We start from the raw sequence: 16193 nt of genomic DNA, 5'->3' as shown, positions 1-16193 counted from the left end.
CCCAAAAAAGTCAGCGCTTTTCTCTTTAAGCAATTTTAAGGCCTACGACGACTAAACCTTTGCTTCAGGACTTCCTTCCGATGTTCGCCAAGATATTGTTCAATGTCACTTCGAAATTCCTCATAACGTGCAGGATTAAAGGTGACGAACGACTTCCCTCGAAAGATTTCCAGTGCAGAAGACTGCCAGTTTACAAAGAGAACCCCGCCGTTGTGCGAAGACCCTGCCTGTTTTATTGACGCAGTCGAGGCGATTAGAACACCGTTCTCCAACTGCTCGCATGGAATGACAGACAGTCGTGCACCTTCGGGTATTTTTACCTCACGATTGAAAAGATTCAAGGTTTTCTCATCATCCCTCAAGCCACCAATGGTGGATTCTATTACTCCACCGAGCACAGCCGCCGCTGGCACACTGGCCTTCACACCGTCCAATATTCCTTTAACGATATCTTTAATCACATAGTCCATATTGACACGCAAAGAACTCTCGGAGTACCGAGTGTAACCATCCTCGGCAATGAAACATCCAAGATCCATTAAGCATCGGACAAATTCCTCATACCATGGCTGAGTATTCTTTCCCTTGGGAACCTCGTAATTAGCCTCCATAATGGCCATTGTCATCAAGTTCTCCATCATCGCCATATTGCTAAGCGACATACCCTTACCATAACCAACTAGCGCATCGCCCAGCATCACCGCATCGAGTTCCTTTGTCGGGCTGTCATCTTGCTGTACGGCAAACGCACGCGGGCGAGGGCCAACGGACGCCAGCGCCTTACGTTTGTTAACGCGGGCCTTTATCAACTCAACGCTTTGCGCAACGCCAATTACACTCTCAAAATATTTCATAACTATTCCTTTTTTATCCAATTGACCGCTCCTGCGGACTAACGCCAATCTAACTCATCACCTCCTTACACAACACTCCCCACTGATTACTGAATATGTAAGGGCAAAACAACTTCACACATGACCGAACAAAAAACCAGACACACACTAAAAAACCTAATGACTTTTAAATTTTCGCCAACAGTTGTATTCATACAATCCAAACAATGCAACCTCGCACAAACAAAGAAAATTCAATATCAACTCTGACGAGACCTCACCCATGAATGAACTACTCTCCGGGCTAGTAACCGGCCCGACCCTGGCTTCCTATGTTGAAACAATGTCCTTGAGCGACCACAACGACTTGGCAGACAGCCAAAATATTGCAACCAAATCGGCCGACCTCGGTTACTACCGATATGCCGACTCAGACAGCTGGTTTTTAGAATACCTAGAAACAATGGATTACTTGGGCTGGACCGTAAACAGTGACATTAAAGAACTTACACATAACGACGTAACCCTGTCTTTAGCAGACTATATTGTATGGATGTTCAAGGACCCTGTTGAAAAAAATGCAATGATTGACACGTTCGACGCCTTGAAGTCCAACAACCCAGCAATGCTGTCGCTGGGTGAAGAAACAGGGGAGGGGCAAACATTACAAGTTATACCAGCCAAGTATGACTTACAAGGCAACCTTTTTATAACAATCATTCAAGTGCAGTTGTTTTCCGAAACAAAAAACGGTAATTTTTTATTCTGGAACTGGGAAGATCGATCAACAAAAATTATTCGTCGAGCTGTACATCTAATGTTAAATCGAGAAAAATTCGCGCAAAACAGAGCACGACTCAAACTGTTAATTGATAGGTACCGTATGGCGCGATTTTCCTTGAGAAAAAAGAACTCACTCATTGAGTCCCTTTGAAACTCCATGAGCCTGTTTGTCTGCGCCCTTGCGGCGCAGATCATTTTTACCGGGGTGAAGGGGTATCTGGTGCCCTGAGTGACGGCCGCTTACCCTGCAAATGCCGACTCCGTCAGCAGCTCTTGCAGGGTTGCACTGCCAACCTTGCCTTTTCTGTCCCGTAACCGCGCCACGAACATGGATACCGGATGTGACTGCAACGCTTCAAACGCGAGGAACACTTCACCGCGCAATGCAGGGTCGGCGGAACACACATCACGGAAGATCAAGCAGTGCTCGCTGTCCGGGTCAACAATGACCAGATGCTCCTGGACAATCTCGAGCAACAGTTTTTCAGGCTCGTCGAACGCCCAAATCAACTTGCCCACAATGGCCGGAGTTTCACCCAGAGCATGCCGGCAGTCGACGACGACCGAGTCCAGTTTCCGCCAGACTGCCTTCGTCAGGTGACACGTCACGGCGCCCTGCCCCAATCGCAGAATCAACGTATTGACGTCATCGGGAATCAGCGGCAAGAGATCGCGCTGGGCCGTCTGTCCTTCGACGACCAGCACTTCGCCGTTGCGCTGAACATAATCGAACGGCCCGAGGCTTCGCATGTCCGGATAGAGATGCACCCATCCATCCTGGCGCTCATGCAGCAACACGTTGACCTGGTCTTGAGTACCCAGCAGCGCAAAATCCCTGGGCAGGTTCTCACCGGTAATCCGGATCAGCCGGGCACTTTGCACGTCATACCATTGCAAGCTGCCTGGTTCGGACTCCACAGACACAAACTCAGGATGTTCCGCCGCTTCCAGTAACAACTGGAGATCTTTGATCAAGTGTTCGCCATGCACGCTCACCCAATCGTGGCTGACCCCAGTGATGATCTCCGTCTCCTGATAACGAAGCTCCAGTGATACGCCGTCAACGGTTATCCCGCGCAATCCGGCGGCATCAATCGTCACGTCGGCGAACCGCCAGTCCTCCCACTCCCGCTGATAAGCCGGCAGGTTGTCGCTCAGTAACAATTGCGAGCCGGCGCCAAATGCCTCATCGAGTTGCTGCGGATCGATGAAATTCTGGGTCCAGATCTCACCGCTCGATAGATCAAACAGCCAGACCGCTTGATTGTCCGGGGTTACGCCGAGCAAGCGAACTTCCTTGTCGAGTCCTGGATCGCATAGCACCAAACGGTTATTCACGTACCAGGCGCACAAGTTGCCGCTACCGGTGAAATTGCGCACACCGACAATCGCAAAATCCTTGCCCGGATATTGCTCGGCAATCGGCTCCAGCGCCCGCCACCATTGAGCACGATCCTTGAGCCACTGCTCGCTCAAGCCACCCAGTTGCACCTCGCCTTGCGAGGTCAGGTTGAAAAACAGCCCGTTTTCATCGAGTGCCACATAGCCGCCCTCGATGGCCACGACCTGCTTGAGCCCGTCGGGCTGCACCCATCGGTGTGTCCATTGCCCTTTGCCGTTTTTTCCGCTCCGTTGCAGTCGGCTGAGTGACTGGTTGCGGTAGAGTCGCTCATAAATAAGGAACACATCGCTGTCATCGGCCATCGTCAACAGCATCAGATCGTTCAGGTTCTTGATCGAATCGTCCCAGCCACGTGCGTGATGCCGACCGGGCTGCGGAACGATGAGAAGTCGATCGCGGCTGCGCACCCACACCATGCCCCGGACCTTCGGTTCAATCGTCCAACAGATCGAAACGTAAGGGGCCGGCTGCCAGTCGACCGTGGTGACACCGTTGTTCAACGGACGGGCTTCCAGTCGCAGAAACTTGCCCAGTACCGTTGACCAGTCGGCCTGCGCATCGTTGGCCAGAACCAGCGCCTGCAGTTCCGGCGCCATGTCGTGAGTGACGGAACTCAACAGCAGTTGCCCGTCATGAATCAAGTAACGGTATTGCCTGACCGCTTGATTGCCCACGACGTATTCCTGCACGACATGAATCACACCTTGGGCATCCGCTTCGATACTGCGAATGATGCTTTTTCCATCCTGAAGCAATAACCAATACCGATGCTTGAGCAAGCCTGTCGCGGCATCCACTTGCCAGATCTGGAAATCCGCTGGGTCGTAAAAATAGGCAGATCCATCGACGACTACCGATAGCTGCGGCTCGCTGATGTCGAGCACTTCCTCGTTGCGGACATAGAGGAAGCGATCTTCGCGGGAGTCATACCAGGCCGTGGTGCAACGCGGTTCCTGCGGATCCTCGAACGGGATCAGATAGTGATGGACCGGTGTATACGGCAGCACCAGTCGATGCGCCTGAGCAAGGCTCTTGTAGTGTTCCAGCATTACCTGTTCATCGAGTCCGTCTGGCGCCGTCTGTTCGAGAAACTCCAACTGGCCTTTACCGCGATTGACTTTGAGCCGTTGGTCAGCCGTCCTGATCAGCACCTCGTGGAGACCTTTGCCGGAAAACGTCACGTGGACGCTGCCTACGTACAGTTCGCCCGAAGACTCGATCCGAATATCACGTTCACTGACCCAGCTAGCCTGCAACACCCAGCGGCAACGCTTCAGTCTCGGTGAGACGAGGCTTATATTGGCCCCGGGATTGAGCGTCAATGAACAGGAGGCGTCTGCGCCTGTCAGCTGATAAGACAATTTGCCGTGCCAGACTTTCGGCAAAACGGGGATCACCAGTGCACGTTCCACCGCATCCAGTTGCACCTCGATGAGCGTTTCGCGATACACCGGAGTCAGGCGATAAAGAATGTAATCGGAAGGAAAGGAATAGAACGAAAACCGAAACAGCCACTGGCCGTCCGATTGCTTTTTCTCCAGGCGTCGGGCCGTGTCGAAACCGCGATCGTGACGTGCGCTGGCAAAGGGCAGAGCCTTGTATTGATAGCCGTAACAGGTTTGCGGTGTGCACGGCAGCACGATAGTTTGGCCGCCGGGCGGTGCAAATCCGATCTGTGCGTGCAGTCCCAGCTCCCGACGGATATTGATCGCCCGCGCGTAATCGGGGTCGAAGTCCGGCACGCCGAAATGATCGCGCAGGGGATACAGCTTCGGACTGTCGAGCATCACCTTCCCGGCATTCAAGTCGATGCTTTTTACGATCAGTGAGGGCTGTGCAACCCACGCAGCCAGAGCGTCATCGTAACGGTAGCCCCCCCTGCGATAGGCCCGCTCCATGTCGTCGAAAAACTTCCCGACCTCCTGCGCCTCGCGCGCGATATTGGCAAATCCTTGGGCCAGTGCCGCCACACCAATAGCCAATCCACCGAGAATCACTCCAGCGCCACCGAGCACCGCCGCGGCGGTCGAGGCGCCGACCAGCCCGGCACCGATACCGACCGCCGTTAACACCAGGCTGGCGGAATCGAATGTCAGCTGAGTGCCGAACTGAGCTATCTCGACTTCGCTTTGCGCCGTCGTCAACTGATAGACATCAAAGCCAACATTGGCCAGCCCCAACACGGCGCCGACACCTTCGTTGGCCGCATGCCCCAGGGCCTCACCGACTACCGGAGCGCACGTGCGGGCGATGATCTTTTCTTCGCCCAGCGCGGTGCGAACCAATTGCACCAGGCCCACCACATCCACGACATTGCCATGCACCAACTGGGCATAGTTAACGTACGCGTGCAGGCGCACGGAGGTGGTCAGTGTCCGGTCATCCCCTTCCCGCCCTCGCAAGGCGTTCATCAACGCCTGAATGGTGAAGCCTGCGTTAAGGGTGTGGACACTGCCGGCTTCGGTCGGATCCAGGACGCTGCCCGTCTCGACCGGTTTACGCGCCAGGGTCGAAAACTGTTCCGACAGCCAGTTCTTGATCCGCAGCAGCCGCTGATCGTCGCTGAGCACCTGAATCACGTGCTGCGGGTCTGACGGATTGATCAGACTCACCCGGTACTTGCCCTCGGGCGTGATCTCCAGCGTTTCGAACAACGGCACCAACGGCGTTGCCGACGGATGCAAATCCTGCAAGGAGGCAGCAGCGTGCGCGATCTGCTGTCCCCACCAGTGGCTGTCCAGCTCCAGCAAACTGCTGCCCAGGTGCGAATTGTCGACCAGCGATTTCCCGTGGGCACTGTTCAGACGCTGGCGAATCGTGGGCCCCTTTACTCCCGGTAATGGATCGGGTTTGAGCAGTTGCTCCACAGCGAATCCGGCAGACAGTTGCAAGGCTGCCACCTTTTCACCCTGCAGTTCGATCAGATCAAACACTGGCCGGGCTTCAGAACCATAGGCTGCGTAATAGCGGGCCATGCCCTGTTTCTGGAAGAAGTGCTCCAGTGCCCGCTTGAACAGGGCGGGATGCTCGAATTCGCACAGACCAAAGTTGGGGTCATAAAAATGATAAGTGGCGCGTCCTGCGTTAACGGTCTTGGCCACCAGCATCGAATGATTATCAGAGTTGAGCATCAGCGTGCGGGTGCCAGCGTGTTTCTCAAGGGCGGCAGTGACCTGATCCAGATCCGCGCGCTCAAGCGGCGTCCCGACCTCGCTCAGTTGCACGTCCCGCAGCTCTTCCAGCGCTTGCACAAAGGCTGCCGAATCGTCTTGCCCAGGTTCGAGCACCGCCAGAAAGAAACGCTCGCGCAAGCGTCTGGAGGCCATATTAATCTGCACAAGCGCCGCGCTCATCGCCAGCGCCAGCGGATAACAACGCCCGCCAATCGCCTCGCCACCGCTATTCAGCAGCAGATCCTGGGGAACCATGTGGATGCTGCTGGCCTCGAAATCATGGAGTACCTGCGCCAACCGTTCGCCGAGCTGAATGCGATGTTCAAGGGTGGCCACTTGCTGGATCTGCGCCACACGACGGCCCCACTGAAACAGCGTTGGCGCCTGTTTCAAGGCGGCTTTTTTCAGTTCCAGCGCGCTGTCGGACAACATCGGCGCCTGATCCAGATCGCTGGCCAGCCCGGCCATGAACCCCGCAGCCTTACGCTTGTACAGTTGCCGTTCAATGACGGCGTAACGGCCAGAGGCACCCTGCTCGGCAACGCTGTTGGCCAAATTGTCCAGTTCGCTGGAGGACTCCACAAAGCGCTGGTTATGCAGTGAATCCAGCCCTAACAACACGCCCAGCGACAGCCTCTGCAAAGGGCTTGCATCAATGAAGTGACGGGAGCCACTGGCGATGTCGCTCAGCATTTCATCGACCCCAAGGTTTTGAATTTGCGCATCGCTCAGGAAGGCTGGAGTAAGCGCCTCGAAAGCCTGGTTCCTGATTGCCTGGCGATCATCAAAACTCAGCGGCAGCGGTTCCTTGAAGCGGATTGCGCCATTGTGTCCTTGGCTCATTGCCTCGATGAACGGCGCTCCGAGTCCGTCGACCAATCGCTCCAGCACCTCGGTCAGCAGCACCGGCCGGTTTTCGAGCACTGGCCAACCTTGCTGGAACTCAATCGTCGAAGATTGAAGAAGTTGCGCGAGATCGCCCTTGTAACGGGTCGTGTATCGGCCTTCGCGCCAACGTTGCTGCTCGTCGCTGACCCACTTCACCCCGTCGGTTTCATTGTCCTTCCAGGAGTGGTCCAACTCCTCTTCGGTATCGCGGTTGACTGTCGAGTGCGTCGCAATGGCCGCCTCTTCGCGCACAGCCTCGGCAACCGAGGGTGTCAAGTGCGCTTTGGCGTAATCGGTCATGCCGTCACGTAGGGCACCCGGACCGGTCAGATAGATTGTCCCTTCGCTCTGAAGGCGAATGCCGTCGCGGAAGTAGGACGCCACAGCACTCGCCAGAAAGGCTGCGGTTATTTCTTCTTCCATTTGCAGCCCAATCAGCGGCCCATAGGTTTTTTCCAGCACGTCCTGCGCCAGCGGCGCCATGAGGTCAAAATCGCTCAATGCAACACCTCGCTGCGCGGCCAGCCGAGTCGACGCATCAATCACTTCATAGTTGAAACGGAACCGCTCGATCACGGCTTTCAATACCCCTGAACGGGGATGAGCCATCAGAAATGCATTGGTTAACGTAGTGTCTTTGGGGAGTGCGCGCAGCATGAAAGGTCGAGCCAGCCGATCCGCCGGGGCCTGGAACACCTCGCTCAGGCTTGGCCGTTTTTGCGCAAAAGCCTCCAGCGTTGGCACCTGTTCAGGAGGAATGCTCCCGTAATATCTTGAGGATGCCTGACGCCCTGGCATCCATTCAGGATTGTTGTTCAGCAACAACTGCAGAACGCCCAGACGGGCATCAGGGGTCAGACCGCTGAGGTCGACTGCGCCCAGGGTATTCGACAACGGTGGAAGGTGGTCGACATCGGTATAACTGCCACCTTCGGCATACAGGACTTCGGCGCGCACCACGTCGGACGCCGCCGCCAGATTGCCGCGCAAACGCATCTCCCGATCGTAGATGTCCCGCAGTTGCAGCGGTACTGCGCCAGCATCGAGATCGCGCAACTGGAAGCCCCCTTCGGCCATCTCCAGCACGCTGCGATGATTGCGTTCCTTCAACGCTTCCAGCTCCGCCGTATTCTGGCCATAGGCGCGGGTCAGCAAATCCATTCGGGCGTCATCGGCGGATTCCTTTTTCGCCACCGCCGTATTGATGTGCGCATACATCTGTTGTTTCAGAACAATGGCGCGCTCCTCGTACAGGGTAGCCAGCTCATCTTCGGAGATGCTCTTATCCGCGACCCGCAACAGGGCATCTGCCTTGGCGGCTTCAACAATCAGTTTGTTGGTTTGCCAGGCCAACAGCGCATCGCTGTCATACCAGAGATTGAGGGTGTAACCCTGCTCGGCCAACACCTGTTTCCACACATTGAGATAGTCGCGCTGAATGACGCCAAGCCCTCCGCCGAGCCAGACAAAGTGCAACGTTTTGGGAACTTCCGTCGCCACCACTTTCATCTGCTCGACACTGGATTGAAGACGCGACTCATAACGTTCGACTCTGTCATGTATCTGCGACAAATCCACGGCATCATCAGCAACGCGAGACGTCTGCGCTTGGAGGCTGCGCTTCACGCGATGGTTGTCCAGTAACGGTACCAGCGTCTGTTTCAAGAGCCCCAAGGGCTCTAGCAATCTGGGCGACTCCAGCAAACCGATACAGGCAAAGTAATAACGAATGAGCGCATCGTATTGCTCGCTATTCTTGTACGGCAACAGCGATCGCTCAAGATCAGATAGCTTGAAAAGATTGACGAACCTTACATAGCCGTCGCTGATTTTTACTTTCAATTCTTGCATGAGAAATACACCCCTGAACTTGTTCTATTAATAAAAACGCCAACAAACAGACACATAAAAACATCGCCACAGAACCCGAAGCACAGCAACTATTTCACTCAGTGATAAACTGCAAAACTTCTGCGTTATCGCAAATCTGGTTGTAAACACCGAAAGCTGCGCACAGTTGCGCCAGCGGTCCCCGGCCTATTGAGAGGCTGCGTTCTTCTTGATCATTTCACCCAACACGACAGACCCCGCATCACCCTGGGAGTCCTTCAACATCTTCAGCAATCGTTCAAGGTCAAATCTGTGGTCATGCCCCTGGAGCTTGATGCTGACTTCCAATGGCATCCTTGATTCTCCATCCTGCGGATCCGCATCACGCACAATCAGGCTATGAGCGTTGTCTGGATCGGTAACCACCAGATGCCCCTCAGCCACACAAAGCAACAAACGCTGGTTGTCGGCCATGTCCAGGGCCAGCGTACACACGATCGAAGGTTGATCCTCCCGCAGAGGCCGGCTATCGATGACAATGCAGTCCAGCCGTTGCCAGGTCTGGTCGGACACGCAATAAGTCTGCACCTGCGAACCGAAGGCCAGAATCAACTTGTCGACGCCATCCGGAACCAAGGGAAAAAGGTCAGTGACCTCAACGGTCGTCTCAAGCACCAGTACCTCACCGTCTCTGCTGGCATGACTGCCCGTCAACCAGATGCCATTTGTCGTACCGCGGCCGAAAATCAACCCGTCCACCGGATCGAACAGCATCGGCACCGATTCGTTTCGGGTTCCAAGGAACACCGCCCACTGTCCGTCGGCTCGCCCGGAGACGTCGAATACACGGTTCAGCTCGGGTACAAAATACTTGTAGCGATTCGGAAAGCTTTCGACTTGCAGAACCAAGGCATGGGCATTACTCGACACCAGTGCTTTCAAACGCGCCTGCAACTGTTCAGTCGTCTCACCGCGAACGTAAGACCATTGATTTTCCACGCTCACGATCCGTGCAGGCCGGTTGTCCAGTAACTCCAGATTCACGCCTTCACGGGTTCGCCCCCGTAGCCCTTGCCCGTCGGTCAGCACCTCGGCAAACGACCAGCCCGACCAGACTTTTTGCGCGACCGGCAGGTGTTCGGGATGCAGCACACGAGCGCCATTGGCAAAGGCCGGCCGAACGGCTTCGAACCCGATTAGCCTCTGGCGATAGATCTGCCCTGCTGCAACATCGAGCAGCCAGCCCGCTTGCCTGTCGGGGGTCAGCCCGAGCAACGCCAGCTCTTTGCCATGACCGATGTCCGCCAGCAGAAGCTGTCCGTCGATGCACCACGCCGCGAGGAAGGTGCTGTCGGAACCGTTGCCCAGGCCCATGATCGGAATCGGCCCACCCGAATGTTCTTTCACCAACTCAGGTAACGCCGCGAGCCAATCTGGATGCTGCTCGAGCCAGCGCTGGCCGACGCCGACAAACTTCAGTGCGCTGTCCATCTCGATCTCGAACAGCCGGCCATCAGGCTTGGTGGCGATGTAGCGACCGGCAGTGGATGAGACCTCTACAACATCGCTCTCGATAATTTCGTCATGGAAAGTAGAAAGCTCGTCCAGATCCCTAAAACCACGGAAGAGAACGTTGCGTTCCTTGTCGTAGAAAAGCATGGCGTCATTATCGTCTTGATCCCACATCAGCATGATTCTCTGAGTGAGTCCTATGCCATCGCGAAAATACTGGTTGTCATGCAGACGAATCCAGACCGAATACTGGAATTTTTCCCACAAATACATGCGCCCGCAAATGAAGGGAGCGGATGTCCAGTTGGCCATCGATGCAGCCATGCCGGGCGTCTCATCCGCATAGGAATGAGGCTGCCCGAAGGCGTCGATCGGATCCCTCCAGTCCTCCACGTCGGTGCCAAAAAATTGGTCGTGACGAAACGTTCCCCAGGTATTGATGCCAACGAACGTCAGGGACTGATCGCAGATCAGGTACTCCAACGTATAGTCGTAGGTCCGTTTCCTCTTCATTTTCTGCACCACGCGCAGTTTCCCGTCTGCGGTCTGCTCGCAACCGATGATTGTCGAACCACTTTGCGGGTTCATCAGGCGATAGCGATGGTTGACCGTTCCGGTGGTCGCATCGACACGCCAGAGGGTCGGATGGTCTGGATGATAGAACCAGGCGTGTTGACCGCTGGCGCCACCCAGAACGATGCCCTCATTGGCGGCAGCCGGGAGATTGCGTGCGTAGAGCACCCGATCCTGCGCCACATCGTAGTATCCGGTGGTGTACGCCGGTGCGGATCGGTCGTTGAACGGGATCTCGTCGTTGTGCAGCGGCACATACGCAGAAGCCAGCCGCTTCTCGTGCGCCCGCTCGCGAATCCGGGCCAGAGCAGCCGGCAGTGCAGTCTCGTTCGTTCCGGTGTCCAGTGTGACGGACAGCAACACCCAATGTTGCTGGTCTTGGTCGAACCGGAAAAGCTCCCCGTTCGCCAGTTCGAGGAACCCTTCCAAGACTCCGAAACCCTCGACCTGGACGCCGTCGATGGTCAGGATTGTATTCTCCAACGTAACCTGTTTCTCACTGACCCATGGTGCACGAATCATCCAGCTGACCGACTCGCCGAAAGTGCTGTTCCTCAAGGCAACCGCCACGATCCCGGGAGTCAGGCAGAGTTGATAGAGACCCGAGTGACCGCTGATTACGTAGGAAATGCATTTCTTCCAATTCGTCGGCAACTCGGGCACCAGCAATTGCCGGACATGAGCGTCCAGGGTCACCTCTATCCTCGTCGGTTTATAGACCGGATTGAGCTTGTAGAGGATGTGCGGGAACGGGGTATTGGCAAAGAAGTAAAAACGACGCTCACCTTCCTCGTCATATTCCAGCTTACTCACCGTGCTGTTGTGCAGGCTCGGGTACCAGGTTCCCGAAGGAAGGTCTGACGCCTCGACGTCGGACTCGCCTTCCTTCGGCACATAATCGAATCCTGCCGACCCCAGTTGGTACTCATAGCCGTAGTAACAAATCGGCGTACACGGCAATACCACTGTCCGGGTCGGTGGAATCCCGGGATCCAGCGCGACGAAGTCTGGCAGCTCCAATGCTTGGCGGATGTCGATGGCCCGGTGCAACTGCCTGGGATTCGTGTCGGGCTGCGGCAGCTCCAGACCTCCGCGTACCATTGGGTAGAATTTCTGGCTGTCGAACCCGATGCGTTTTTTCGGCAGGTCCAGATGAGTGATGACCGCCTCCGGTTCGAAGCGCAAGACCCCGTCCTTGCTCGTGTAAGCGGCGATTCCGTAAGCATCCTGGATCTTGCGTAAATGCTCGCCCACGGCCCTGGCCTTGTCGCTGATCTGCCCCAGGTTACTGGCGATGGCCGTCACACCGATGCCCACGCCCAGCAACGGCACCGACAAGATGGCCGCTGCCGCGCCGACGGTTCCGCCCACGGCCAGTGCAACGACATCCAGCCCCAGCGCCGCCACATCGAATACCAATTGCGTGGCCAGCCGCGAACGTTGCTCCTGGTTGTTCGCTACGGCCAGGCCATAGATGTCGAAGCCAATGTTCACCACGGAAAATCCGATTCCTACCCCCGTGGACGCACGGCCCAACAGTCGCCCGGACAGCGACGACTGGCGTATCGCCAGGGCCTGCTCACTGGCGGCGACCTGACGAACCAGATTGATAATCTGCACCGAATCACTCACCACGCCATAGCCCAGCTGGGCATAACTGACATAGACCTGCACCTGAAGAGCGACTGCCAGCGCCGGCACTTGCCCCTCCCCGGCCTGATACTCACGGTTGCGCATCTCGGTGATCACGGTCTGGATGGCGAAGGCAAAACTCAAGCGGCTGCCACCGTCGGCTTCCACCGGGCCGGTGTTGTTGCCCGCAACCCTCTCCAGCAAACTTCGAATATGTTTTTTTAACTTGATAAACCGCGAGTCGGCGGTGGTGACCTTGACAGCATCCAAGGGATTGCGGGCGTCCACCATCGTCAACGTATAACCCGTCTCCGGACTGCCCTGAACCGTCTCCAGCAATGGCAAGAATTCACGCCCCAGTTCATGTTCGCTGCGCAAACGGCGGGTCGCCTCATCGAATTCACGTGCCCAGAAACGCCCGTCCAGTTGCGCCAGACTGGCCCCCATCCGGGCGTTTTCCGACAGCGAGCGCGTGCGCTGAACAGCCTGTCGTTCCCATATTGTGGCGGTCTGAGCGGACGCAACCGGTCCGTCATTCAGGAAGCTGCCCACCTGCACTTCTGATGGCAGGATCCTGTCGGCAATGGCCGCAGGATTGAGTTCGATGACGTTGAATGACGGGGTGGCAGACAGGCCGTACAACCTGGCCAATTCGGCGTTGCCATGACTCAGGTAGCGCTCAATGCCCTGCTTCAGCGACTGCACCTGGTCAAATCCATACACGGCGAAATTGGGATCAAAGAAACGATAGAAACTGCTGTCGCCGACGACGACTTTCGCCAGAAGCAACGCATGATTGCCGGTATCGAGCAGCAACACGCTCGTGGTGCTTTTCGCTTGCAGCGTCTGCAGAATCTTTTCCAGGCTGTGGGTTCCCAGTGGCGTTCCGGCGTCGGTCATGGCGACGCCGAGCAACTCATCCAGAGCCTGCATCAATACCCGGGAATCGGTGTCATCGGGCATCAGACTGGCACTGGCCACTCGGCCTACCAGCGTTCGCTCGGCGCTCACACCCCTGCTCAGCGCCACCGCCATGAGCAATGTCAGTGGGTAGCACCGACGGCTCGGGTCGCCCGGTGTGCGCGCCAGCAAATCCTGAGGCAACTGCCGCGCGGAAAGGGCGCCGGCCTGGAAAAACTGTTCACGAACCTGCGCAGCACGCTTGAGGATTTGTGTGTGATATTCCCGTTGCGCGGTGCTGTTGACTTGCGCGATACGCTGGCCCCACTGGTTCAAGCTCATGGGTTCGGTCAACGCGAGTGCCTTCAGCTCCCGCGCCGTTTGCAGGCCGGGGACGCCACCCTGCGCAAGACCTGCTTCGAATGCCGCAGCCTTGTGTTGGTGCAGGGTTTTCTCGATCATCGCGTAACGGGCAAACACCCCGCCTTCAGCGGTTTCCCGGGCCAGCTTGAGCGCGTCTTGCCAGGCGTTGGCAAAACCCGTGGCATCGAGGCTCTGGACGCCGAACAGACCGCCCAGCACAACGCGCTGCAGCGGGCTCAATTGTTCGATAGGTAGCGAACCGTGTTCGAGACGGGCGAACAACTCGTTGAGGTTCGCGGCTTGCTCTGCACCGAGGGACGGCGGGAGTTCGCTGACGGGTTGGGCAAGGATCTGCTGGCGTTGGTCGAAGCTGAGGTTCAACGGTTTGTTGAGCACCATCTCGCCGCTGATCTTGCTTCGCATCGCCTGGATCAACGGCTCGCCCAGATCATCCATCAACTGTTGCAGTACAGCCGTCATCAACACCGGCCGGCCTTCTATGACGGGCCAGCCTTTCTCGAGAGTAAGGGTCTGACCTTCAAGCAATTCATTTACATTGCCCTTGTAACGTAGGTTATAGGCACCTTCCTCGATCTTTTTTGTTTCAAGTTCGAACCATGCAGTTTCCGTCTTGGCGTTGTCTTTCCAGCTGTGGTGGGTCTCCTCTTCGGTTGCCAGATTAAAACCGTCAAACAGATTGACCCTGTCACTGACTAGTTGGCGGGCACTCGCAACTCCATGGTGAATGACGAAATCACTCAGTCCGCTCGACACCGCCGATGGGCCGCTCATGACAATGGCCGATTGGGCGCCGAACTTGATGCCGTCGGCATCGTAGCCAGCGACTGCCGGTAAAAAGCTATTGAGTGTACGCAGGTCTCCCTCCCAGTCTGATATCGGCCCGTGCTGCTTCTCCCACTCACCAATAATCAGATCGGTAAACGCCTGGCGATCCTGAAGCGATACGTAAGCTATTTGTGCCTGTTCCAGCACGCGGTCTAGGAACGCGTAGTTCTTGCGGATCTTTTCCATGACCCCGGCAATCGCTGCAGAGCCTGCGTGGCCACTCAACAATGCATTGGAAAGACCGTTGAAGGGGACGATTGAATTTGCCGCCAGATCAGGACTGTTCTTGTTACCGACACGCAGCCCACCTTCAGAAACCATGACGTCACCGAACGGTGCAAAAATATCCCGCACTGAAGATACTTTTTTGGCGAAGTCTACCAACGCCTCTCTGTACTGCTCAGGTATCTGGTGACGTAGATCTGCATAGTGCGAGCCGCGGTTCGGAAGGATCTGCGGATTATGATCAAGCAAGACCTGCATAACGCCGATGCGCTCCTCGGCATCGAAACCGGTGAGATCCACGCCACCGATTTTTTTATGCAAGGACGGCAGCAGATCCGCATCAAGGTAGGTACCGCTTTCGAGATTCACAACCTGCAAACGCGTGATATCCGATGCCGCTGCCAAATTGGCGCGAAAGGAGATTTCGCGCTCATAAATATCGAACAACGGTTGATCGGATAACCGCGTGCGGATGTCGCGAAGCAAAATCCCGTTGCGTTCTACAGCCTCCAGGGACTGCACGTTGCGTGACTTGAGTGCCTTGAGCGCCTGTTCATCCTGGCCATAGGCGCTCACCAAAAGATCGATTCGCGCTTGGTCGGCACTTCCACCCGCACCAGTGACCTGTTGGATATGTTCGAACATCTGCTGACGCAGCACGCGCGCTCGTTCGATATAACGATCAGCCAGCGCAGCAGGGGTATCTGCCTTGCCTTCAGGGACAGACATGGCCCCCAGGGCCTTGGCGGATTCGACAATGACTCGATGGGTTTCATGGGCCAGCAGCGCGTCACTGTCGTACCAGAGATTAAGGCTGTACCCATCAGGCCCCGCCATCTGCTTCCAGACATTGATGTAATCACCCTGGATTGCCCCTATACCTCCTCCCACCCAGACAAAGTGCAGTTTTTTGGGTACGGCTTTGGCAGTACTCAACAACTCCACGGTGGTGGTCAAGCGAGTATGGTAATCCGCCAGAGTGGCTCGAAGTTGTTGCAGTTGGGTCGTCGAGGCATTGGCTGGAGTTGATTCGATCATTTCCTTGAGCAAACTGACCGCCGTCAGCTGTTCGGACAGACTGGAGGCCGTGACAGCACCTACGTAGTAACGCAGCGCCTTGCCTTGAAGTTCCGCATTTAACTGGCGCGTCAGGACGAACTCCAACTTGGCTCTATCAACAGATTTAGAAAAATCCCGACCGACCAGCCCTCCTGCCTCTGCACTTTTCAATTG

The 16193-nt window shown here is 56.1% G+C and carries 4 protein-coding genes and 1 pseudogene; 2 read left to right on the top strand and 3 right to left on the bottom strand.

Annotated elements, in window-relative coordinates; translation table 11 throughout:
* Positions 1-35: 35 nt before the first annotated feature.
* The gene (locus QK293_RS08675) at positions 36-875 is read right to left on the bottom strand and encodes a hypothetical protein (protein WP_282376770.1); all 840 of its coding nucleotides are present in this window, start codon (positions 873-875) and stop codon (positions 36-38) included.
* 241 nt (positions 876-1116) lie between these two features.
* On the opposite strand from QK293_RS08675, the gene QK293_RS08670 reads away from it, so the two are divergent.
* Positions 1117-1767, top strand: coding sequence for a hypothetical protein (locus tag QK293_RS08670; protein ID WP_282376769.1), 651 nt, complete (start codon positions 1117-1119; stop codon positions 1765-1767).
* Between the two features lie 6 nt (positions 1768-1773).
* Positions 1774-1845: pseudogene (locus tag QK293_RS08665) on the top strand (MarC family protein); the annotation flags it as partial.
* 11 nt (positions 1846-1856) lie between these two features.
* Here QK293_RS08665 and QK293_RS08660 read toward each other — a convergent pair.
* Both QK293_RS08660 and QK293_RS08655 read right to left on the bottom strand, forming a co-directional pair.
* Complete coding sequence (locus QK293_RS08660; protein ID WP_282376768.1) at positions 1857-8930, bottom strand: TcdA/TcdB pore-forming domain-containing protein; 7074 nt, start codon at positions 8928-8930, stop codon at positions 1857-1859.
* 186 nt (positions 8931-9116) lie between these two features.
* Positions 9117-16124, bottom strand: coding sequence for a TcdA/TcdB pore-forming domain-containing protein (locus QK293_RS08655; protein ID WP_282376767.1), 7008 nt, complete (start codon positions 16122-16124; stop codon positions 9117-9119).
* Between the last annotated feature and the right edge of the window lie 69 nt (positions 16125-16193).

The organism is Pseudomonas sp. AL03 (genome assembly GCF_029960815.1).
Lineage (GTDB): Bacteria > Pseudomonadota > Gammaproteobacteria > Pseudomonadales > Pseudomonadaceae > Aquipseudomonas.
Note: the sequence above shows the minus strand (reverse complement) of the source record. Positions and strands in the feature narration are given on the sequence as shown.

Bases quoted from the DNA above. Each gene is read 5' to 3' on its own strand.
- QK293_RS08670 (WP_282376769.1), top strand. From the start codon at position 1,117: ATGAATGAACTACTCTCCGGGCTAGTAACCGGCCCGACCCTGGCTTCC.
- QK293_RS08660 (WP_282376768.1), bottom strand. From the start codon at position 8,930: ATGCAAGAATTGAAAGTAAAAATCAGCGACGGCTATGTAAGGTTCGTC.